Below are 22013 nucleotides of genomic sequence, written 5' to 3'. Positions count from 1 at the left end.
TTTAACTACACTAAATATTGCAATGTGTCTAAAACTACATATAGTTTACAAATAATCATTGCTATACGCTTTCACGGTGTTGGATGGATAATGGCGGGTAAACTCAGAGGCCCGACTCTTTTAATATTTCAAGGAGCAAAGAATGCTTATTCTGACTCGTCGAGTTGGTGAAACACTCATGATAGGCGATGAGGTAACAGTGACTGTACTGGGTGTTAAAGGAAACCAGGTACGAATTGGTGTCAACGCCCCCAAAGAGGTTTCTGTTCACCGTGAAGAAATTTACCAGCGGATCCAGGCTGAAAAATCTCAACCCAATAACAATAACTATTAAGTTGTGAGGCGCGCTCGTTACCGCGACGGGCGCCTTCTTCTTTTCTTCCTGCCGCTATTATCCCGGCTCCTCACTTTTTTTCCTGCAAAAATCGCCCGTCATTCTGTTACTTTCTCTGCTCACTGCCGGATTTTTTCCTCACCGCCGCGTTATGCTGACGTGGATCCTGTTGCCGTAAAAACACACGTATCGTTGTGAAAATCAACATAGTGCGCGGTAATTGTGCAAACGATCGTGAGATCTTAAAAAGTTGGGAAAAATTGTTTGACTTCTCAGTGGGGGAAAGTAATATGTGCGCCACACGACGACGAGATGACGGAAACGGAAATCATCGTTGTGTGGTCTGGAACAATGGTGAGATGGCCGAGAGGCTGAAGGCGCTCCCCTGCTAAGGGAGTATGCGGTCAAAAGCTGCATCGAGGGTTCGAATCCCTCTCTCACCGCCATTCAGATTGCACCCGTAGCTCAGCTGGATAGAGTACCCGGCTACGAACCGGGCGGTCAGAGGTTCGAATCCTCTCGGGTGCACCATTTGAACCCCACGATACTGTCATGGGGTTTTTATTTTGGCAAAAGAAAATGCTAAGATAAAAAATCAGTTCTGAAAAGATGTTTTAAGGTACGCACCCGTAGCTCAGCTGGATAGAGTACCCGGCTACGAACCGGGCGGTCAGAGGTTCGAATCCTCTCGGGTGCACCATCTTATCACCTTATTTCAAAACTGATTTCCGGTAACAGAATTAGTATGCGATGCACCCGTAGCTCAGCTGGATAGAGTACCCGGCTACGAACCGGGCGGTCAGAGGTTCGAATCCTCTCGGGTGCACCATCTTCCTCTCTTATCCCATATTCAGCACCCGTAGCTCAGCTGGATAGAGTACCCGGCTACGAACCGGGCGGTCAGAGGTTCGAATCCTCTCGGGTGCACCATATAAAAACCCCGCTCTTTGAGCGGGGTTTTTCTTTTTCCGTTTTTCCCGTCACTGAATCGAATCCGTTTTTACGTCATACTCGTTATCTGAAGTACAGATGCTTCTGAAACTGATCTTAATAACAATGACGTGTAAGAGGGATAATGTATTGTCGCGGCAGTGGTTTCTGCTGTTCCGTTTGTGTGGGGCAGGGTTGAATCACAGCGACAATAACTCGGCTTTGCGATAAAGTATCCCTCTTATGAATAATATCCATTATCAGGACGGGAGGTCGATTTGATCCCGGATGTATCCAAAGCGCTCTCATGGTTAGAGACGCACCCCCGGATTTTAAAAGGCATCAACCGCGGCATTGAGCGCGAAACACTGCGTATCACGCCGGATGGTGCCCTGGCACGTACCGGTCACCCGGAAGGGCTGGGAAAATCATTAACCCATAAGTGGATCACCACGGACTTTGCCGAGTCACTGCTGGAATTTATTACCCCGGTGGATTCGCGCATTGATTACACCGTGAAATTTCTGCGTGATGTGCACCGCTATACTGCGCGTCATCTGAACAATGAACGGATGTGGCCGCTGAGCATGCCATGCTTCATTGATTCTGAAGAGCATATCGAACTGGCGCAGTTCGGCACATCCAATGCCGGCCGTTTCAAGACGCTGTACCGTGAAGGGCTTAAAAACCGCTATGGCGCGCTGATGCAGACCATTTCCGGTGTCCACTATAACTTCTCTCTGCCGATGGAATTCTGGCAGGCGTGGAGTGGTATCAGTGATGCACAGAGCGGCAAGGATAAAATCTCCGACGGCTACTTCCGCCTGATCCGCAACTATTACCGTTTCGGCTGGGTGATCCCGTATCTGTTCGGTGCATCACCGGCGATTTGCAGCTCGTTCCTGCGTGGCCGCAAAACCAATCTGCCGTTTGAAACGCTGCCGAAAGGGGCGTTATATCTGCCGTATGCCACGTCACTGCGTTTAAGTGACCTCGGTTATACCAACAAGTCACAAAGTGATCTGAACATCACCTTCAACCATCTGGACACGTATGTCGCCGGGCTGAAGAATGCCATTCAGATCCCGTCTGAAGAGTTTGCCGCACTGGGATTAACCAAAGACGGAAAACACCTTCAGATTAACGCCAACGTCCTGCAGATCGAAAACGAGTTCTATGCCCCTATCCGGCCGAAGCGTGTGCAGAAAGGTGATGAGTCACCGTCTGACGCCTTACAGCGCGGCGGGGTGGAGTATATCGAAGTCCGTGCCCTGGATATCAACCCGTTCTCTGCTACCGGTGTCGATGAAACACAAATTCGTTTCCTCGACCTGTTCCTTATCTGGTGTGTGCTGGCGGATGCGCCGGAAATGAGCGCGGATGAGCTGGCGTGTGCCCGCCATAACTGGAATCGTGTGATTCTGGAAGGGCGCAAACCGGGACAGGAAATCGGTATCGGCTGCGGCCGTGAAAAACAACCCTTGCAAAAAGTGGGTCACGCACTGTTTAATGATCTCCTGCGTGTTGCCGATGTGTTAGATACCTGCTCAGGCACACAGTATCGCGAAGTGTGCGAAGCACTGAAAGTACAGTTTGATGACCCGGAACTGACGTTCTCGGGGCGGATGTTGGCACTGATAAAAGAAGCGGGTATCGGAAGTTACGGGCTGGCCCTGGCAGATCGGTATCATGAAGAACTGACTCACGAGCCGTATGAAGTGATCAGTGAAGCAGACTTTGCTGAACAATGGCAGGCTTCTGTCGATAAACAAAAAGCGATGGAAGAGAGTGATACGATAAGTTTTGATGAGTATCTGGCGCTGCATGGCGGTCGCTGATTTCTGACAGATAAGAAAATGGCCACAATCAATGTGGCCAAAATAAATCTCTCAGAGAATAGGGATGATAACAATTTGCGCGTCTTTCAATACATCAGACCAGCGTATTCAGAAAAAGTTTCATTCGTTCGGCATTTTTTACAAAAAAAAGAGGAGCGGGAATTATGCCTTTGCTGGATAGTTTTTTAGTTGACCACACACGCATGGCGGCACCTGCGGTACGCGTAGCGAAAACCATGACCACCCCGGGTGGCGATACCATCACTGTTTTCGATCTGCGTTTTTGTGTTCCTAATGAAGAGATTCTGCCGGAAAGAGGAACGCATACACTGGAACACCTGTTTGCCGGTTTTATGCGTAACCATTTAAACGGCAATGGTGTTGAAATCATTGATATCTCGCCGATGGGCTGCCGTACCGGGTTCTATATGAGCCTGATTGGTGCACCGTCAGAAACCCGTGTTGCACAGGCCTGGAAAGACGCTATGGCGGATATCCTGACTGTCAAAGATCAGGCGAAGATCCCTGAACTGAACCTGTATCAGTGCGGGACGTATAAAATGCATTCACTGGAAGAAGCACATCAGATTGCAAAAAACATCATTGAGCGCGATGTTCGCGTCAACAAAAATGATGAACTGCTGTTATCTGATGATGAGCTGGAAAAACTGCATCCGTAATTTTTCAGCCCCGGATACAAAAAAACCTGCGCGCATTGCTGCCGCAGGTTTTTTTATGTCTTTTATCTTTTTCAGATATCAGCAGCGATATCGGCACCGGCCGGTTTCAGCGGTGACAGTTTTACCGTTTTAATCACATTCTCGCCGATGGCAACCACTTCAAACTGGTAGTTACCGACAGTGACAAGGGTATTGAGTGTCGGGATATCACCGAGTTCTTCCAGCAGAAGGCCATTAATGGTACGGGCACCTTCTTCCGGCAGGGAAAGATTCAGGGCTTTATTGATTTCACGGATATTGGCAGAACCTTCAATCAGCAGCGTGCCGTCAGGCTGACGGGTGACTTCCTCGGCCAGCGATGGTGACATTGAGGTGGTAAAATCACCGACAATTTCTTCCAGGATGTCTTCCACGGAGATAAGCCCCTGAATATCGCCGTACTCATCGACAACTAATCCGACTTTTTCATTATTGCGCTGGAAATTGACCAACTGTAAGTTCAGTGGTGTGCTGTCCGGCACAAAGTAAACTTTATCAGCGGCCTTGATAAGCATTTGCTTGGTGAATTCCTGCTTCTCAATCATCAGCCGGTAAGCTTCACGGACACGCAGCATACCGATGGCATCATCCAGCGAGTCGCGGTAGAGCACTATCCGGCCGTGCGGTGAGTGCGTAAGCTGGCGCAGAATGGATTTCCATTCATCATTGATATCAATCCCGATGATCTCAGTGCGCGGCACCATAATCTCATCCACACTGACTTTATCCAGATCGAGGATGGAGATCAGCATGTCCTGGTTGCGGCGGGACAGTTTACCTTTGGACTCATTAACGATGGTTTTCAGTTCTTCTTTTGATACTGCATCACTGCGGATCACGGTGCCGCGGATACCGATGCAGCGCATCAGAATCAGGGTTATTGCGTTAAATGCCCAGACCAGCGGCAGACAGATTTTTGCCAGCGGACGCAGCAGAAAACTGCTCGGAAAGGCGACCTGCTGCGGATAGAGTGCGGCAATGGTTTTCGGCATCACTTCGGCAAACACGAGGATGACAAAGGTCAGCACCCCGGTGGCGATAGCCACACCGGCGTTACCGTACAGGCGCATACCGACAATCGTCCCCAGTGCGGAGGCGACAATATTCACCAGGTTATTACCGATAAGAATGAGGCTCAGCAGACGATCCGGTTTCTCCAGCAACCGCTCGACACGGCGGGCCGCCCGGTTTCCCTGCTTGGCCTGATGGCGCAGCCGGTAGCGGTTGATTGTCATCATCCCGGTTTCGGATGCGGAAAAGTACGCTGAAATTATCACTAATAAAATAAGAATAATAATCAGCGTACTTGTTGAGACGTGCTCCACAGCGGTGTTCCTTTCTTTTGTGATGAGCGGAAAAGGGCGTTACAGAGACCGGCTGTTATGCATACAGCATCAGTTCCTGAAACAGACGGTGCCCGAAAAATGCCAGTGTGAGAATAAAGGCACCGGCGAAGTTAAACCAGATAACCCGTTTGCCGCGCCAGCCTTCATGATAGTGCCCCCACAGCAGCACGATGTAGACACACCAGGCAACCATCGACAGCAATGATTTATGAATATTATCTTTATCAAAGATGTTATCCATAAACACAATGCCGGTGGCGAGTGTTAGTGTCAGCAGAATCACGCCGACCTGCGTGATATGAAACATTTTACGCTCGATAACCATTAACGGCGGCATATCCGGCGTAAACTTAAGACGTTTGTTTTTCAGCTGATGATCCATCCAGCCGAGCTGCATAGCATACAGTGCCGCAATAATCAGTGTCGCGAAGCTGAGCAGCGCCAGTCCGATATGCACAAACAGCGGCACACTGGCCTGCAGGTGGGTGATAAACTCGCCCGGCATCAGGGTGGCAAGAATCAGGTTGACCATCGAGAAGCTGTAAACAATCGGGATAAGGAACCACGCCCGGCCCTGAAACGCGACAATCGTCATAATGACGGAGACCAGCAGGCTGACCACCGAACCGAGGTTCAGCAGTGTCAGGTTCTGACCAACGCCCTGAAAAATCTGTGATTTAATCGCCACGCCGTGACACACCAGAGCGATAACGGCGAAGATAAGCGCCAGTTTCCGGTAGCCGCGCTGATAGCGGAGCACGCCCGGCATCAGAAGTACCAGGCTTAACAGATATGCGCTAATTGCAACAACAGAGATTTCAGGCATGGTTTTGTGATTATTCAGTCAGTAAGATGAAACAAAATTCATACGCCAGTATACCGCAGCCCGCAGATCACTCCAATGATTACACGATACTTTACGTAAATCGGTTCGCTGATTTGCTGCGGTGCGTGTTATAATCCCGGGTATCTTTTCTATTTTTAGCTCAGTTTTGGCAGAGTCGATGACATGTTTGATAATTTAACTGACAGACTTTCGCGCACCTTGCGCAATATCAGTGGTCGCGGACGACTGACGGAAGACAATATTAAAGAAACGCTGCGCGAAGTGCGCATGGCGCTTCTGGAAGCCGATGTTGCCCTGCCGGTGGTACGGGATTTCATCAACCGCGTCAAAGAGCGTGCTGTCGGCCATGAGGTGAATAAAAGCCTGACGCCGGGGCAGGAGTTCGTCAAAATCGTTCAGGGCGAACTGGTTGCGGCGATGGGCGAGGAAAACAACGCCCTAGATCTCTCCGCCCAGCCGCCGGCTGTGGTGCTGATGGCCGGTCTGCAGGGTGCGGGTAAAACCACCAGTGTGGCGAAGCTCGGTAAACTGCTGAAAGAAAAACACAAGAAAAAGGTACTGGTGGTCTCTGCTGACGTTTACCGTCCGGCGGCGATTAAACAGTTACAGACACTGGCAGAGACAGTGGGAATTGAATTTTTCCCGTCTGATGTGTCAGAAAAACCGATTGATATCGCTAAAAAAGCGCTGAAACATGCGCAGCTGCAATTTTTTGATGTCCTGCTGGTGGATACCGCAGGCCGTCTGCATGTCGATGAAGGCATGATGGGCGAAATCAAAGACCTGCATGCGGCCATTAACCCGGTGGAAACCCTGTTCGTCGTGGATGCCATGACCGGTCAGGATGCGGCAAACACCGCCAAAGCCTTTAACGAAGCCCTGCCGCTGACCGGTGTGGTGCTGACTAAAGTTGATGGTGATGCGCGCGGCGGTGCGGCGCTTTCTATCCGTCATATCACCGGTAAACCGATTAAATTCCTGGGGGTAGGGGAAAAAACTGAAGCACTGGAGCCGTTCCATCCGGACCGCGTTGCCTCCCGTATTCTGGGCATGGGCGATGTGCTGTCACTGATTGAAGAGATTGAGAGCAAAGTTGACCGTGATCAGGCGGAAAAACTGGCCTCCAAGCTGAAAAAAGGTGACGGGTTTGACCTCAACGACTTCCTGGAACAGCTTAAGCAGATGCGCAATATGGGCGGTATGGCCGGGATGCTGACCAAACTGCCGGGCATGTCTCAGGTGCCGGACGCGGTGAAATCGCAGATGGATGACAGCGTGCTGACCAAAATGGAAGCGATGATCAATTCCATGACCAAAAAAGAGCGCGTCAAACCGGAAATTATTAAAGGTTCCCGCAAACGCCGTATCGCAGCGGGTTCCGGGACTCAGGTGCAGGATGTCAACCGGCTGCTCAAGCAGTTCGATGATATGCAGCGCATGATGAAAAAGATGAAGAAAGGGGGCCTCGCGAAGATGATGCGGGGCATGAAAGGTATGATGCCGCCGGGTATGATGGGGCGGTAAAACAAAGAAAGTCACAAAGAATAATCACTTTGGATTGATTTTTTCGCCAAAGTGAGTAAACTTTTCGGGCTTTTTCTATGACAACCGGACGCCATTCCTCGATGGGGTCTGGTTGTTTGTCAATTCAATGAGGATGTTATGGTAACAATTCGTTTAGCTCGTGGCGGCGCAAAAAAGCGTCCGTTCTACCAAATCGTCGTAACCGACAGTCGTAATGCACGTGACGGTCGTTTCATCGAACGTATTGGTTTCTTCAACCCTATCGCTGCCGGTAAGGCTGAAACTCTGCGCTTAGATCTGGACCGTGTTGAACACTGGGTTGGTCTGGGTGCAACTGTCTCTGATCGTGTTGCTGTACTGATCAAAGACGCAAAAAAAGCAGCTTAATCTGTCACGGTGGTAACAATGAGCAAGCACACTAATCCGCAAGCCCCTTCTGATCCGATTGTACTCGGCAAACTGGGGTCATCTTACGGTATTAAAGGGTGGCTCAGAGTGTTTTCTTCCACCGAAAATACTGAAAGTATTTTTGATTATCAGCCGTGGTTTATCCAGCGTAACGGGGTGTGGCAACACATCGAACCGGAAGACTGGAAATCCCACAATCAGGATATGATCGTCAAACTCAAAGGGGTTGACGACAGAGATGCGGCAAACGTACTGACTAACGCGGAAATCGTGGTAGACAGTTCGCAGTTACCGGAATTAGACGGCGATGATTACTACTGGAAAGACCTGATGGGCTGCCGTGTAGTGACCACCGGCGGATATGATCTCGGCACCGTAACCGATTTAATGGAAACCGGGTCGAATGATGTTCTGGTGATTAAAGCAAATCTGAAAGATGCCTTCGGCATGAAAGAGCGGTTAGTACCGTTTCTTGACGGGCAGGTTATCAGGAAAGTTGATCTCACTGAAAAACTGATTGAAGTTGAGTGGGATCCCGGTTTTTAAACCTCCGGTGATGGTTTTGTCATTAAGTGGGACACGAAAATGTGGATTGGGGTTATCAGCCTGTTTCCTGAAATGTTCCTCTCAATAACCGGGCATGGTGTAACCGGACGGGCAGTAAAAAACGGCCTGATCAGTGTAGATTGCTGGAACCCGCGTGATTTCACGTATGACCGGCACCACACTGTGGACGATCGGCCCTACGGGGGCGGTCCCGGCATGCTGATGATGGTGGAGCCTCTGCGCAAAGCTATCCATGCAGCAAAAGCTGCCGCAGGTGACAATGCGAAAGTGATTTATCTTTCGCCGCAGGGCCGCAAACTCGATCAACAGGGAGTTTGTGAGCTGGCCGCCAACGAGAAGTTAATTCTGGTGTGCGGCCGGTATGAGGGAGTAGATGAACGCGTTATCCAGACTGAGATTGATGAAGAATGGTCAGTCGGGGATTACGTGCTCAGCGGTGGTGAATTACCGGCGATGGTGCTGATTGATGCGGTATCGCGTTTTGTTCCGGGTGTCCTCGGACATCAGGCATCAGCAAAAGAAGATTCCTTTGCTGACGGTTTACTTGACCACCCACACTATACCCGCCCTGAAGTGTTGGATGGCATGTGTGTTCCGCCGGTTTTACTGTCGGGAAACCATGCAGAAATTGATCGCTGGCGTATGAAACAGTCACTCGGTCGCACCTGGCTCAGAAGACCTGAACTTCTGGAAAGCCTAGCTCTGACTGACGAGCAAAGGATGTTGCTGGCTGAATTCCAGCGGGAATATCAGTCCGGAGCAACAAGTTAATCCAGGTATCCTGCGGGATATCTTTTGAAATATCAGTTTACCTAGGGTAAGAGATTTATTATGAGCAACATTATTAAACAACTTGAACAAGAGCAGATGAAACAAGACGTACCTTCATTCCGTCCGGGTGACACCGTGGAAGTTAAGGTATGGGTCGTTGAAGGTTCTAAAAAACGTCTGCAGGCATTCGAGGGCGTGGTTATCGCTATCCGTAACCGCGGTCTGCACTCTGCATTCACTGTTCGCAAGATTTCTAACGGCGAAGGTGTTGAGCGTGTATTCCAGACTCACTCACCTGTTGTTGACAGCATCAGCGTTAAACGCCGTGGTGCCGTTCGTCGTGCTAAACTGTACTACCTGCGTGAGCGTTCAGGTAAGGCAGCTCGTATTAAAGAGCGTTTGAACGCAAAATAATGCGCAAGCATCCGATATGATAATAAAAGGCCAGCCTCGTGCTGGCCTTTTTTATACGCTATTTTATTTTCCTTTCCTGCCTGTTTTCCGTTCGATTCTCTGTATTGTTTATATGACATTATTTTTATGATGTAAATATTTATTTACATCATACCTGCCTTATAAACTACCTTTCTTTCTGTCATTATCTTACACACTATAACCTTAACCCGATCAATTAACTCTATTTTCAATGAATTAGCGTTTATTTGTAAGCGGTGTAGCTGATGGGGGTTATCTGTGCAGAACATCTCATTTTTATTTTGTAATTTAAAATGTACGAAAAGTTAAATATTTTACGATTTTGGATTGAATTATTTACAAAGGATGTTATGGTGTTTTCTCAGACACTCAACACGTAATCCATTTTTTGTAAAACTCAGCAGGAAAACACTATGATCATGCAAAAAGACGCACTCAATAACGTTCACATCAGTGATGAAATTGTTTTAATCTCACCGGAAGAACTGAAACAAAAGTACCCATTGAGTCGCAACGACCAGCATGCCATCGCCGGTGCACGTAAGACGATTGCGGATATTGTTCATCACCGCGATCCGCGTTTACTGGTTGTCTGTGGCCCGTGTTCCGTTCATGACACGGATGCAGCGCTGGAGTATGCCCGTCGTCTGAAAGAATTATCTGCTGAGTTGAGTGACAGTCTGTATATCGTGATGCGTGTCTATTTTGAGAAACCGCGGACAACCGTGGGCTGGAAAGGACTTATCAGTGATCCGTTTATGGATGGATCTTTCGAGATGGAAAAAGGTCTGCACATCGCCCGCAAACTGATGGTGGATCTGGTTCAGCTCGGCCTGCCGCTGGCCGGTGAAGCGCTGGATCCGAATAACCCGCAGTACCTCGGGGATCTGTTCAGCTGGTCTGCTATCGGTGCACGTACCACTGAATCACAGACACACCGTGAAATGGCATCCGGTCTGTCCATGCCGGTCGGCTTTAAAAACGGGACTGACGGCAGCCTGAGCACTGCCATCAACGCCATGAAAGCTGCGTCCATGCCACACCGTTTTATGGGGATCAACCAGTCCGGTCAGGTCTGTCTGTTACAGACACAGGGTAACCCGAACGGCCATGTGATCCTGCGCGGCGGAAAACGCCCGAACTACAGTGCGGAAGATATTACGGAATGCGAGGCACAAATGAAGAAAGCCGGTCTCACCCCTTCACTGATGGTAGACTGCAGTCACGGCAACTCGGATAAAGATTTCCGTCGTCAGCCGCTGGTGGTGGATGCCGTGGCAGAACAAATTTGTGCCGGAAATACCTCAATTACCGGTATTATGCTGGAAAGCCATATTAATGAAGGCAATCAGTCATCAGAACAGCCGCGCAGTGCCATGCAGTACGGCGTGTCAGTGACAGACGCCTGCATCAGTTGGGAAACCACTGAAGCAGTTCTGCGTCAGCTGCATCAGCAGATCTCACCGGCGCTGGCAGAGCGTGTGGTTCAGTTACAGCAGGCAGGATAATAAAAACAGGCAGGGTGTATGTCCGGTGCATTAACACATTTACGTGATCAAATTGATGAAGTGGATAAATCGCTGCTGTCACTGCTGGCAAAACGCCTGCAGCTAGTGGCGGAAGTCGGGGAAGTGAAAAGCCAGCACGGCCTGCCGGTCTATGCGCCGGATCGCGAAGCCGCAATGCTGGCATCACGGCGGCAGGAGGCGGAATCACTCGGGGTTCCGCCGGATCTGATAGAGGATTTGCTGCGCCGTATCATGCGGGAGTCCTATTCCCGTGAGAATGATAAAGGGTTTAAAAAGCTCAATGAGCAGGCCCGGCCGATAGTGATTGTCGGTGGTGACGGCAAAATGGGGCAGTTGTTCCGGCGAATGCTGACACTGTCCGGTTATACCGTGCGTATTCTGGACAGCGGCGACTGGGCGGATGCCCCGGAACTGCTGGCAGATGCGGGCATGGTGATTGTCAGTGTGCCTATCCACCTGACCGAACAGGTTATTAAACAATTACCGCCGCTGCCGGAAGATTGCATTCTGGCGGATCTTGCGTCGGTCAAAGCGGGGCCGTTACAGGCGATGCTGGCAGTACACAACGGGCCGGTGCTCGGGTTGCACCCGATGTTCGGGCCGGATGTCGGCAGTTTTGCCAAGCAGGTGGTGGCCTTTTGTGACGGACGTTTCCCGGAACGGTATCAGTGGTTCCTTGAACAGATTACGGTCTGGGGTGCGCATTTACAGGGTATTATGGCGCAGGAGCATGATCGCAATATGCGCTATATTCAGGCGCTGCGTCACTTCACTACCTTTGCTTACGGGCGGTATCTGGCAAAAGAAAATGTCGATCTCGCGCAGCTGCTGTCATTGTCCTCACCGATTTACCGGCTGGAACTGGTCATGATTGGTCGTCTGTTTGCCCAGGATCCGCAGCTTTATGCCGATATCATTATGGCTTCGGAAGATAACCTGGATGTGATAGAGGATTATCACCGTGAGTTCGGTGAAGCCATGTCACTGCTGGAAAGCCGGGATAAAGCAGAGTTTATTTCGCAGTTCTCCGCCGTCAGTGACTGGTTTGGTGAGCACGCACAGCGCTTTATGAAAGAGAGTCAGGGATTACTGCAACAGGCTAGCGACAGCCGCCGCTGATAAATATGAAGGTGCTGATATTTTCAGCACCTTCATACATTGCCGGTTATTTCACACCATTTCCCGAAGGGTAGAAGGTTTTTGGTACTGCCTGATGAGATACCTTTTTCATAATGACAGCTCGCGGATCCCATGCATGTTTGAGTTTGGATTCAATATTAAATTCTTTGTTATGAATATAGTTATAACCGGCAGTAATTGTTTGCTGATTGGAGTAAGCAATGACCGGACGACCTGTCACATCAGCAAGGTCTTGCGCAGCCTGACGTTTTGCAAAACAACTAACTAAATGGATAGGACCGTTATTCCTGAGTAGATCAACTGAGCCTCCGGATTTTTTATTTATGTAAGCCACCAGTTCTTGTGCATTCAGACATTGTGCTTCACTCAGATCCGTTTTTAGCTGAACTTGCCCGTTTATTTTAACCAGCCTGTTATTTTCTATAACGGCGGCAGCCTTACCACCAACCTGTATGAGTCCGTCTTTCCAGTGTCCATGCAGCAGAATGGCATCTTCTTTATTGCCACGGAAGTTATTGCAGTAACCCCGGAACGTGATGCTTTGATCCTGATTCACATCCTCATCAAGACATAGGTTAACCTGCTTAAATGTGGGTTCAGCTGGTTTATGGCTGGTCATTTTAATATCAGAAACAGAATGTAATGAAGCAAACAGGTTTTTAACTGCTGATTTTACAGATGATTCAATCACATGAAATTTAGCTGATAAGATTTCTGATGATATGTGCATAATTTATTTTCCGCTGATTTATATCGTTAATATATGTTCAGCGAAAAATAGCACCAGACCATGCAGATCACTTTCAAATAATGAGCTGACTAGCTATGCCGGGTAAAATAAAGATGAGATGAAGAAAAGAGAAGCAGCCATCTGCATAACAGATGGCTGAAGGAGGTATTATGCGCGATCAACCGGGAAGGCGATCACATCACTGATCCGCTCTGCACCCAGTGCGAGCATAATCAGGCGGTCAATCCCCAGTGCCACACCTGCACATTCCGGGAATCCGTGCTCGAGTGCTGCCAGCAGATTTTCATCAATCGGCTGTTCCGGAAGACCCATAGCTGCCCGTTTGCGGTTATCCCGTTCAAAGCGCTGACGCTGCTCTGCAGCATCAGTCAGTTCACGGAAGCCGTTTGCCAGCTCAACCCCTTTGTAATACACCTCAAAGCGCTCGGCCACGCGGTGATCTTCAGAGCTGATCTCCGCCAGTGACGCCTGGCTTGCCGGGAAGTGATAAATAAAGGTCGGTTTTTCCAGCCCGATATGCGGCTCCACACCCACCATAAACAGCAACTGCAAAATAGTATCGCGATCTTCCTCAGTATCGGCAATATTGCTGACATCCAGTTTGGCCGCAACTTCACGCAGTTTGTCTTTCTCGGCGGTCAGCGGATCGATATCCAGGTAGCGCAGGAAAGCCTGCTGATAGGATAACGATTCTGCACTTTCACACTCTAAGGTTTGCTGTAATAAATCATCAACCTCATTTATCAGACGGTACATATCATAATGAGGACGATACCATTCGAGCATGGTGAACTCCGGATTATGATAGCGTCCGGCTTCCTCGTTACGATAACTGCGGCCCATCTGATAAATAGGGCCGCTGCCCGCTGCCAGTAACCGTTTCATGTGGTATTCCGGGCTGGTCATCAGATAAAGCGTTATTCCCTGTGCGGCTCCGGGGCCGGTAAACTGAGTTTCAAAGGCGCGCAGATGGACATCGGTGACGGTCGCCTGACTCATGGTCGGCGTTTCGACTTCTAATACACCTCTGTCTGCAAAAAAATGTCTGATTTCATTAACAATTTTTGCGCGTTTTAATAGATTGGCTATCGGGGCAGTCGGCTGCCAGCCCGCAATATCACTCATGCCGTAAGAACTCCGAATAAAAATAAAGGGTGCAGTTTACCCGCAACCTCTGATGGTGACAAACAGATATGCAGAACATGCTACGTGTAAAACCGTACTCTGAACAGGCGTATTGTGCGGCGGCGGGGCGCGGCAGCACCCCGGGCAGGTATAATCAGCCGATTAAGGCAGGCGGGACATGTTCCCCCGGATAACTGCCGAGCACCTTCACTGAACGGGCGATTGCCTGTAACGCTTTGAGCGCCTGCTGCATCGGTACTGAGCGCAGATTGGCATGCACATCAATATAAAACATCTCTTCCCACGGCGTGCCGTGAATAGGGCGGGATTCCAGTTTGCTCATTACAATGTCATGCTCTTTCAGGATAATCAGGGCATCGACCAGCGCACCGGCCTGTTGCCCGGTCGCCATCAGCAGCGTGGTTTTCGCCGGTACCTGCTCTGACACATCAATCGGCTGGCGGGCAATGACAATAAAGCGCGTCATATTGGTCTGCTGATTGGCAAGATTCTGTGCGATCGCCTGTAACCCGTACAGTGCGCCGCCGGCCTCGCTGCCGAGAGCTGCAACATCTGTCCGGTTGAGGGAGGCAACTTTTTCCATCGCCGCCGCGGTACTTTCGCAGTATTCAATTTTGTGATCCGGGAATTGGCTGAGATACTGGCTGCACTGCTCAAACGGCTGCGGATGGCTGTAAAGGGTGGTGATCCCGGCAATATCCGCGCCCGGAATGGTCAGCAGACAGTGATTCACCGGCAGGCGCAACTCGCCGACAATGGAAAGCGGGGTGGTCTGCAGTAAATCATAGACATCATTGATGGCGCCGGAACTGGTATTTTCCAGCGGCAGCATCCCGTAATCGGCCTGACCGTTTTCAACCAGCTCAAAAATATCGCGGAATTTACTGCAGCTGAACTCGGTCATATGATCGAAATGACGGGCGGAATACTGGCGGGCGGCCACATGTGAATAAGACCCTCTCGGGCCGAGGAAGGCTATCCGTGCACTGTTATCCGGTGTCTGGTTCAGGTGTTTTTGCAGAATCGCCTGCTGGGTCAGGACGGAATCCTCAATAATCAGCTGGAACAGGCGGGTGATATAAAATCCGTCCAGTCCGTGCGGCTTGCCTTTGTTTATCAGCACATCCAGCAGTTCACGCTCGCGGTTTTTATCGCGGATGGGGCGGTTATCCTGTAATTTTGTCTGTGCGACAGCCACGGCGAGCTGCCGCCGCTTTGCCAGCAGATCCAGCAATTGTGCATCCAGCTGGCTGATTTGTTCCCGTATAGCTAAAAGATCGTTCATATGTTGTCCTCAGACCCTGTTTCCCGGCGATAAAAAAAGCCTCCGCAGCGGGAGGCTTTTCTGTGCGTCTTCGTTTTCTTTCTCACACGACAAAAAGCCTCATTAACAGAAGCGAAAAAAGAAAAAGAAGAAGCGGATACGGGGATACATGGTCAGTGCGTTGTCCGTTGTGTCATCAGATGATAGTTAATAGACCTGATGCAACCCGTTGTGTCAACCAAAAAAAACGCGCCCGGAGGGCGCGCAGAGACAAAACTCAATTTATTATATTTTTTATTCTGCGGATTCTTCATCAGACACAAGGTTGGCTTCTTTAACACTGTTATCCGCGCGGCGCGCTTCACCTTTGTGCTGTGCTTTATTCAGCTGCCGTTCCAGTTTCGCCAGTAATTCATTGATGGCGGCGTACATATCAGCGTGTTTGGCGCTGGCAACTAAATTTCCATTCGGTGTGCTGATGGTGGCATCAACCACAAATCCCTGCGGATCTTTCGCGAGGATAATGTGCGGGTTAATTAAAGGAACCTGCCACTTACTCAGCTTATCGAGACGGTTTTCAACATGCTCCCGGATTGCCGGGGTGATCTCCATTTGCTTACTGGTGATATTCACATTCATAGTGACCTCTCTTTGTTACATCCGTCTTGTTGATACTCAGAATACGTTGATGGCGGCAAGAAAAAATTGATCGCCGTCACTAATATTTTTTAGTTTTTTCAAAAGGTTATAATTTTGTGACTCAGGCTGAGAATACAGATGATACAACTTGCGGGAAGGGACTGAATCGTGCATTATCGATAAGTTGGCTGACCGCATATTCTCAGAGACGAGAAGGCTGTCGGCCATTTTTTATGTAGTAACATAATGATAAGACAATAAAAAAGCCATCCGGAGATGGCCTTTTCAATCAGATGAGTAAAACGGAACTCAGTCGCGCGGGTTGGCGGCAATCAGCTGTGCCACTTTTCCGGCTTCCGCCGTTAATCCCAGTTCATTATAGGCATTTTCCATCAGCGGCAGCGCCTGACGTGTCGCCAGTGTGTCCGGATAATCACGCAGCATTAATTCAACACGATTAATCACCGCGACATATGCCCCGCGTTTCGTGTAGAATTTCGCAACGGCCAGTTCAAAGGCCGCAAGGCGATCTTTGAGGAATACCAGACGTTTTGCGGAGTCTGTTGCATAGATACTGGTCGGATAATAACGCAGTAACTGGCTGAAATCCTGGAACGCCACACGCGCGTTTTGCGGGTCACGGTCTGCACGATCGATACCAAAGAAACTCTGCAGCATGTTATCATCGAGCGCCTGAGCGGTCAGACCGCGCATGTACAGGACGTAATCGATGTTCGGATGTGTCGGGTTCAGACGCATGAAACGGTCGATTGAGGCCAGTGCCATCTGTAAATCACCTGCTTTATAGTAGGCGTAAATCAGATCCAGCTGAACCTGCTGCGAATACGGGCCGAAAGGAAAACGGTTATCGAGGGTCTCAAGCTGCGTGATGGCCCCTTTATAGTTACCGTCCTGTAATTTTTCCTGGCCGACAGTATACAGCTCTGACGGTGAGGCATCCGGGAGAATTTCCTTGTTTCCGGAACAGCCGGACAACATGAGGCTTAGCGTGGCGGCGGCCACGAGATATTTCATACGTATCATCACGTGTTGATTATCCTCTGAATATTTTTTAGGGAGCACTCCGTACAGCTCCCGCTGGCGATCACGATACAATACCACATAGTTTAAATGAAACGGTGTTACCGTTCAAAATATAACTTTCTGAAACAGAGACAAACATGGCTCAAGAAATACAACTTACCGCAACTATTAATGAATCACAGCTCGGTCAGCGTTTAGATCAGGCTTTGGCGGAATTGTTCCCTGATTATTCACGATCACGTATAAAAGAGTGGATCTTAGATGACAGGGTTCAGGTTAACGGCCGTCTTGTCAACAAACCAAAAGAAAAAATGCTGGGCGGGGAACAGATCAGTATTGATGCACTGATTGATGAGGACATGCGTTTTGAACCGCAAAACCTGCCGCTCAATATCGTTTATGAAGATGATGATATCCTGGTGATTAATAAACCGCGTGATTTTGTGGTGCACCCGGGAGCAGGTAATCCGGACGGTACTGTCCTGAACGCGCTGCTGTATCATTATCCTGATATTGCCGATGTGCCGCGTGCGGGTATCGTTCACCGCCTGGATAAAGATACCACCGGGCTGATGGTGGTGGCGAAAACTGTACCTGCCCAGACACGGCTGGTGGAATCACTGCAACTGCGCGAAATCACCCGTGAATATGAAGCGGTGGCCAATGGCCGTATGACAGCGGGCGGCAAAGTGGAAGAACCGATTTCCCGCCACCCGACCAAACGTACTCATATGGCCGTTAACCCGATGGGTAAACCGGCGGTGACACATTACCGTGTGATGGAGCATTTCCGTGCTCACACCCGTCTGCGTCTGCGTCTGGAAACCGGCCGTACTCACCAGATCCGTGTGCATATGGCACATATCAATCATCCGTTGGTGGGTGATCAGCTCTACGGCGGTCGTCCGCGCCCGCTGAAAGGGGCAAGTGATGAATTCCGCGATGCACTGCGTGAATTTGACCGCCAGGCTCTGCATGCCACCATGCTGCGTCTTTACCATCCGATCACCGGGATTCAGATGGAGTGGCACGCGCCGATTCCGGATGATATGGTGAAACTGATTGAAGTTCTCAAAGCTGATGCACAAGAGCATCAGGATGATATGGACTGGTAAGGAGTCACCATGACCGCACTGATTACCCCGCAATGGCCGCTGCCCGCAGGTGTGAGAGCCTGCAGTTCATTACGTACAGGCGGTGTCAGTCAGCCGCCGTTTGACAGCCTCAATCTGGGGCTGCATACCGGTGATTCCCCGGAGGATGTCGCCCGTAACAGGGCGATTCTGGCAGAGGCGGCCGGGTTTCCGGACACGCCGCTGTGGCTGAATCAGGTACACGGAACGGATGTTGCCATTCTGGATGACAACACACCGCGCGGCCCGCAGGCCGATGCGGTGTATACCCGCACCCCGGGGAAGGTCTGTGCGATCATGACGGCGGATTGCCTGCCGGTACTGTTCTGTTCCCGTGACGGGCGCGAAGTGGCCGGTGCTCACGCCGGCTGGCGCAGTTTATGTGGTGGCGTGCTGGAAAATACGGTCTCCTGCTTTACGGCTGCGCCGTCAGACATTATTGCCTGGCTGGGGCCGGCCATCGGCCCGCAGAAATTTGAGGTCGGCGCTGAAGTGCGGGAGGCGTTTATGGCGCACGCGGCAGAAGCAGCTTCAGCATTTATTCCGCATGGTGATAAATATCTGGCAGATATTTATCAGCTGGCCCGTCAGCGGCTGGCAGCAGCCGGTGTGACCGCTGTTTCCGGCGGCACCGAATGCACCGTGACAGATTCTGCCCGCTTCTTTTCTTACCGCCGTGATGCCCGTACCGGACGGATGGCGTCATTTATCTGGATCACCCCGCCGCAAAAGTCATAACCTTCAGGATTACGCATAATATTTAATATTTTTTCAAAATCTGGCTTGAATATTTGACAAAAGTCCTCATTTAGTACTTAGCTAAAATTCAAAGCCATTTTTTGGAGGTGTTATGCGTTTGGATCGTTTCACGAATAAATTCCAGCAAGCGCTCGCCGACGCCCAGTCTCTTGCAGTCGGGCACAGCAATCAGTTTATTGAACCCGTGCATTTACTGTCAGCATTTCTGCATCAGGAAGGCGGGTCGGTGCGTCCGTTACTGGCATCAGCCGGGGCGGATATTGCGCAGCTTAATCAGAAGATTGATGACACCATCAGTCGTTTACCGCAGGTGGAAGGTTCCGCCGGGGATGTGCAACCCTCTCAGGATTTAATCCGTCACCTGAATATATGTGACCAGATTGCACAAAAACAAAATGATGCTTACATCGCATCCGAAATTTTTGTTCTGGCTGTATTAGAGAGCAACAGCTCATTAGCAGATGTATTAAAAGCAGCCGGAATTAATAAACAAACACTTAAGAAGGCTATAGACACTATGCGTGGTGGTGAGAATGTGAATGACCAGGGCGCGGAAGATCAACGCCAGGCCCTGAAGAAATATACGATTGATTTAACTGAGCGCGCCGAATCCGGCAAACTCGACCCGGTTATCGGCCGTGATGAAGAGATCCGCCGGACTATCCAGGTCTTACAGCGCAGAACCAAAAACAACCCGGTACTGATCGGGGAGCCCGGGGTGGGTAAAACCGCCATCGTGGAAGGACTGGCGCAGCGTATCGTCAACGGCGAAGTCCCGGAAGGACTGAAAAATAAACGCGTGCTGTCTCTGGATCTCGGTGCGCTGCTGGCTGGTGCCAAATACCGCGGTGATTTCGAGGAGCGTCTGAAAGCCGTTCTGAATGAATTATCCAAAGAAGAAGGCAGTGTCATCCTCTTTATTGATGAGCTGCATACCATGGTCGGCGCAGGTAAAGCGGATGGCGCAATGGACGCCGGGAACATGCTGAAACCGGCACTGGCCCGTGGTGAACTGCACTGTGTGGGCGCAACCACACTGGATGAATACCGCCAGTATATAGAGAAAGATGCGGCATTAGAGCGCCGTTTCCAGAAAGTCTATGTGGCAGAGCCGACAGTGGAAGACACCATTGCGATTCTGCGTGGTCTGAAAGAGCGGTATGAACTGCATCACCATGTGCAGATAACCGACCCGGCGATTGTCGCGGCGGCAACGTTATCTCACCGCTATATCACGGATCGTATGTTACCGGATAAAGCGATTGACCTGATTGATGAAGCAGGTGCAAGTCTGCGTATGCAGATGGATTCCAAACCGGAATCCCTCGACAGACTGGATCGCCGTATCATTCAGTTAAAACTGGAACAGCAGGCACTGAAAAAAGAGTCTGATGATGCCAGTAAAAAACGGCTTGATATGCTGGAGCAGGAACTGACCGAGAAAGAGCGCGAGTATGCGTCTCTGGAAGAAGAGTGGAAAGCGGAGAAAGCAACGCTGTCCGGTACCCAGCACATCAAAGCAGAACTGGAGCAGGCAAAAACGGCACTGGAGCAGGCACGCCGTACCGGTGATCTGACCAAAATGTCAGAATTACAGTACGGTAAAATTCCGGAGCTGGAAAAACAGCTGGCAGCAGCCAATGCGGCAGAAGATAAAGAGATGAAACTGCTGCGTAATAAAGTCACTGATGTGGAAATCGCTGAGATCCTGGCGCGCTGGACCGGTATTCCGGTATCCCGCATGCTGGAAGGCGAGCGTGAAAAACTGCTGCGCATGGAGCAGGTGATGCACAGCCGTGTGATCGGCCAGGATGAAGCAGTTGACGCGGTAGCCAATGCTATCCGCCGCAGCCGTGCCGGGTTATCGGATCCGAACCGTCCGATTGGTTCGTTCCTGTTCCTCGGACCGACCGGGGTGGGTAAAACCGAGCTGTGTAAAGCGCTGGCTGATTTCCTGTTCGACAGCGATGACGCGATGGTGCGTATCGATATGTCCGAGTTTATGGAAAAACACTCTGTGGCACGGCTTATCGGGGCACCTCCGGGATATGTCGGGTATGAAGAGGGCGGTTATCTGACCGAAGCGGTCCGCCGTCGTCCTTATTCCGTCATTCTGCTGGATGAAGTGGAAAAAGCGCATCCGGATGTCTTCAACATCTTATTACAGGTGCTGGATGACGGACGGCTGACTGACGGGCAGGGTCGCACCGTGGACTTCCGTAACACGGTCGTGATTATGACCTCTAACCTGGGGTCTGACCGGATTCAGGAACACTTTGGTGAACTGAATTACGATGCAATGAAAGGCGCGGTCATGGAAGTGGTTTCTCATCACTTCAGACCGGAATTCATCAACCGTATTGATGAAGTGGTGGTATTCCATCCGCTGGCGAAAGAGCAGATCCACGCGATTGCGAAAATTCAGCTCAAACGCCTGTACAAACGTCTGGAAGAGCACGGCTATCAGGTCACGATTACTGACAGTGCGCTGGATAAACTGGCAGAAGCCGGATTCGACCCGGTATTCGGGGCACGTCCGCTGAAACGGGCTATTCAGCAGGAGATCGAAAACCCGATGGCGCAGGCGATGCTGTCCGGCAAACTGATTCCGGGCAAAATGATCACTCTGGATTTAACCGATGGTGTGATCACCGCGAAACAGTAATAACAGAAGAAAACAAAACAGAGGGGCGCGAAAGCGCCCCTTTTTTGTGCATAATGCACAGGAAATCAGCGATACCTTGTATGTTTGCCCGGTTTTTGAGCAAACAGAAAAAAAGTTGAAATAAACACTTGCGTGATCTCAGTGAGTGTCTATAATGCGCCCTCACTGACACGGAACAACACGCTGAGAAGCGCGCCGACAGTAGAGGAAAGCGAAAAAAGTTG

The 22013-nt window shown here is 50.2% G+C and carries 20 protein-coding genes, 5 tRNA genes and 1 other annotated feature; of the genes, 18 read left to right on the top strand and 7 right to left on the bottom strand.

Annotated features, from left to right (window positions below; genetic code table 11):
• The first annotated feature begins 142 nt into the window (after window positions 1-142).
• The 8 genes from csrA to luxS all read left to right on the top strand — a co-directional run bounded on the left by csrA (window position 143) and on the right by luxS (window position 3782).
• Window positions 143-334: a carbon storage regulator CsrA gene (gene csrA, locus X965_RS15575; RefSeq protein ID WP_004237871.1), complete on the top strand. Its 192-nt coding sequence runs from the start codon at window positions 143-145 to the stop codon at window positions 332-334.
• A 353-nt stretch (window positions 335-687) separates the two neighbouring features.
• Window positions 688-780, top strand: a tRNA-Ser gene (locus X965_RS15570).
• A gap of 8 nt (window positions 781-788) precedes the next feature.
• Window positions 789-865: transfer RNA gene (locus tag X965_RS15565), tRNA-Arg, on the top strand.
• A 92-nt stretch (window positions 866-957) separates the two neighbouring features.
• A tRNA-Arg gene (locus X965_RS15560) sits at window positions 958-1034 on the top strand.
• A 52-nt stretch (window positions 1035-1086) separates the two neighbouring features.
• Window positions 1087-1163 (top strand) — tRNA-Arg (locus X965_RS15555).
• Between the two features lie 24 nt (window positions 1164-1187).
• Window positions 1188-1264 (top strand) — tRNA-Arg (locus tag X965_RS15550).
• A 278-nt stretch (window positions 1265-1542) separates the two neighbouring features.
• Window positions 1543-3102: a glutamate--cysteine ligase gene (gshA, locus tag X965_RS15545; protein ID WP_004237872.1), complete on the top strand. Its 1560-nt coding sequence runs from the start codon at window positions 1543-1545 to the stop codon at window positions 3100-3102.
• 164 nt (window positions 3103-3266) lie between these two features.
• Window positions 3267-3782 (top strand): S-ribosylhomocysteine lyase, encoded by a 516-nt coding sequence (luxS, locus tag X965_RS15540; protein WP_004238743.1) that lies wholly within the window; start codon window positions 3267-3269, stop codon window positions 3780-3782.
• Between the two features lie 71 nt (window positions 3783-3853).
• Here the strand turns inward: luxS and X965_RS15535 are convergent, their stop codons facing one another.
• Window positions 3854-5146, bottom strand: coding sequence for a CNNM domain-containing protein (locus tag X965_RS15535; RefSeq protein WP_004238742.1), 1293 nt, complete (start codon window positions 5144-5146; stop codon window positions 3854-3856).
• Between the two features lie 55 nt (window positions 5147-5201).
• The gene (locus X965_RS15530) at window positions 5202-5993 is read right to left on the bottom strand and encodes an inner membrane protein YpjD (protein WP_004238740.1); all 792 of its coding nucleotides are present in this window, start codon (window positions 5991-5993) and stop codon (window positions 5202-5204) included.
• A gap of 183 nt (window positions 5994-6176) precedes the next feature.
• Here X965_RS15530 and ffh point away from each other — a divergent pair, with 183 nt between their 5' ends.
• The 7 genes from ffh to tyrA all read left to right on the top strand — a co-directional run bounded on the left by ffh (window position 6177) and on the right by tyrA (window position 12367).
• Window positions 6177-7538 (top strand): signal recognition particle protein, encoded by a 1362-nt coding sequence (gene ffh, locus X965_RS15525; protein WP_004237877.1) that lies wholly within the window; start codon window positions 6177-6179, stop codon window positions 7536-7538.
• A gap of 138 nt (window positions 7539-7676) precedes the next feature.
• On the top strand, window positions 7677-7925 hold the full coding sequence (rpsP, locus tag X965_RS15520; RefSeq protein WP_004237878.1) for a 30S ribosomal protein S16: 249 nt from the start codon (window positions 7677-7679) through the stop codon (window positions 7923-7925).
• A gap of 18 nt (window positions 7926-7943) precedes the next feature.
• The gene (gene rimM / locus X965_RS15515) at window positions 7944-8492 is read left to right on the top strand and encodes a ribosome maturation factor RimM (protein WP_004237879.1); all 549 of its coding nucleotides are present in this window, start codon (window positions 7944-7946) and stop codon (window positions 8490-8492) included.
• A 39-nt stretch (window positions 8493-8531) separates the two neighbouring features.
• Window positions 8532-9284 carry a tRNA (guanosine(37)-N1)-methyltransferase TrmD gene (gene trmD / locus X965_RS15510; protein ID WP_004237880.1) on the top strand — a complete coding sequence of 251 codons (753 nt, stop codon included), beginning with the start codon at window positions 8532-8534 and terminating at the stop codon, window positions 9282-9284.
• A gap of 60 nt (window positions 9285-9344) precedes the next feature.
• The gene (gene rplS / locus X965_RS15505) at window positions 9345-9698 is read left to right on the top strand and encodes a 50S ribosomal protein L19 (RefSeq protein ID WP_004237881.1); all 354 of its coding nucleotides are present in this window, start codon (window positions 9345-9347) and stop codon (window positions 9696-9698) included.
• A gap of 434 nt (window positions 9699-10132) precedes the next feature.
• Entirely contained in the window at window positions 10133-11227 is a 1095-nt protein-coding gene (locus X965_RS15500; protein ID WP_004237882.1) for a 3-deoxy-7-phosphoheptulonate synthase, read from the top strand.
• Between the two features lie 18 nt (window positions 11228-11245).
• Window positions 11246-12367, top strand: a complete 1122-nt coding sequence (gene tyrA, locus X965_RS15495) for a bifunctional chorismate mutase/prephenate dehydrogenase (protein ID WP_036418782.1) — start codon at window positions 11246-11248, stop codon at window positions 12365-12367.
• 46 nt (window positions 12368-12413) lie between these two features.
• On the opposite strand, the gene X965_RS15490 is transcribed toward tyrA, so the two are convergent.
• The 5 genes from X965_RS15490 to bamD form a co-directional block, all read right to left on the bottom strand.
• Complete coding sequence (locus X965_RS15490) at window positions 12414-13118, bottom strand: hypothetical protein (RefSeq protein ID WP_004237884.1); 705 nt, start codon at window positions 13116-13118, stop codon at window positions 12414-12416.
• Window positions 13119-13286: 168 nt separating this feature from the next.
• A complete protein-coding gene (epmA, locus tag X965_RS15485) occupies window positions 13287-14264 on the bottom strand; it encodes an elongation factor P--(R)-beta-lysine ligase (protein ID WP_004237885.1) in 978 nt (325 codons plus the stop codon).
• Window positions 14265-14418: 154 nt separating this feature from the next.
• Window positions 14419-15570, bottom strand: coding sequence for a bifunctional chorismate mutase/prephenate dehydratase (pheA, locus tag X965_RS15480; protein WP_036418780.1), 1152 nt, complete (start codon window positions 15568-15570; stop codon window positions 14419-14421).
• Between the two features lie 29 nt (window positions 15571-15599).
• Window positions 15600-15721 (bottom strand) — a sequence feature (Phe leader region).
• 122 nt (window positions 15722-15843) lie between these two features.
• Entirely contained in the window at window positions 15844-16188 is a 345-nt protein-coding gene (raiA, locus tag X965_RS15475) for a ribosome-associated translation inhibitor RaiA (protein WP_004237887.1), read from the bottom strand.
• A 309-nt stretch (window positions 16189-16497) separates the two neighbouring features.
• Window positions 16498-17232: an outer membrane protein assembly factor BamD gene (gene bamD, locus X965_RS15470; RefSeq protein WP_024472621.1), complete on the bottom strand. Its 735-nt coding sequence runs from the start codon at window positions 17230-17232 to the stop codon at window positions 16498-16500.
• A gap of 137 nt (window positions 17233-17369) precedes the next feature.
• Here bamD and rluD point away from each other — a divergent pair, with 137 nt between their 5' ends.
• The 3 genes from rluD (at window position 17370) to clpB (ending at window position 21789) form a co-directional block, all read left to right on the top strand.
• On the top strand, window positions 17370-18347 hold the full coding sequence (gene rluD, locus X965_RS15465; RefSeq protein WP_004237889.1) for a 23S rRNA pseudouridine(1911/1915/1917) synthase RluD: 978 nt from the start codon (window positions 17370-17372) through the stop codon (window positions 18345-18347).
• A gap of 9 nt (window positions 18348-18356) precedes the next feature.
• Window positions 18357-19103: a purine nucleoside phosphorylase YfiH gene (gene yfiH / locus X965_RS15460; RefSeq protein WP_004237890.1), complete on the top strand. Its 747-nt coding sequence runs from the start codon at window positions 18357-18359 to the stop codon at window positions 19101-19103.
• A 112-nt stretch (window positions 19104-19215) separates the two neighbouring features.
• On the top strand, window positions 19216-21789 hold the full coding sequence (gene clpB / locus X965_RS15455) for an ATP-dependent chaperone ClpB (protein ID WP_032097900.1): 2574 nt from the start codon (window positions 19216-19218) through the stop codon (window positions 21787-21789).
• The last annotated feature ends 224 nt before the right edge of the window (window positions 21790-22013 follow it).

Source organism: Morganella sp. EGD-HP17, from assembly GCF_000512315.2.
GTDB lineage: Bacteria > Pseudomonadota > Gammaproteobacteria > Enterobacterales > Enterobacteriaceae > Morganella > Morganella morganii.
Note: the sequence above shows the minus strand (reverse complement) of the source record. Positions and strands in the feature narration are given on the sequence as shown.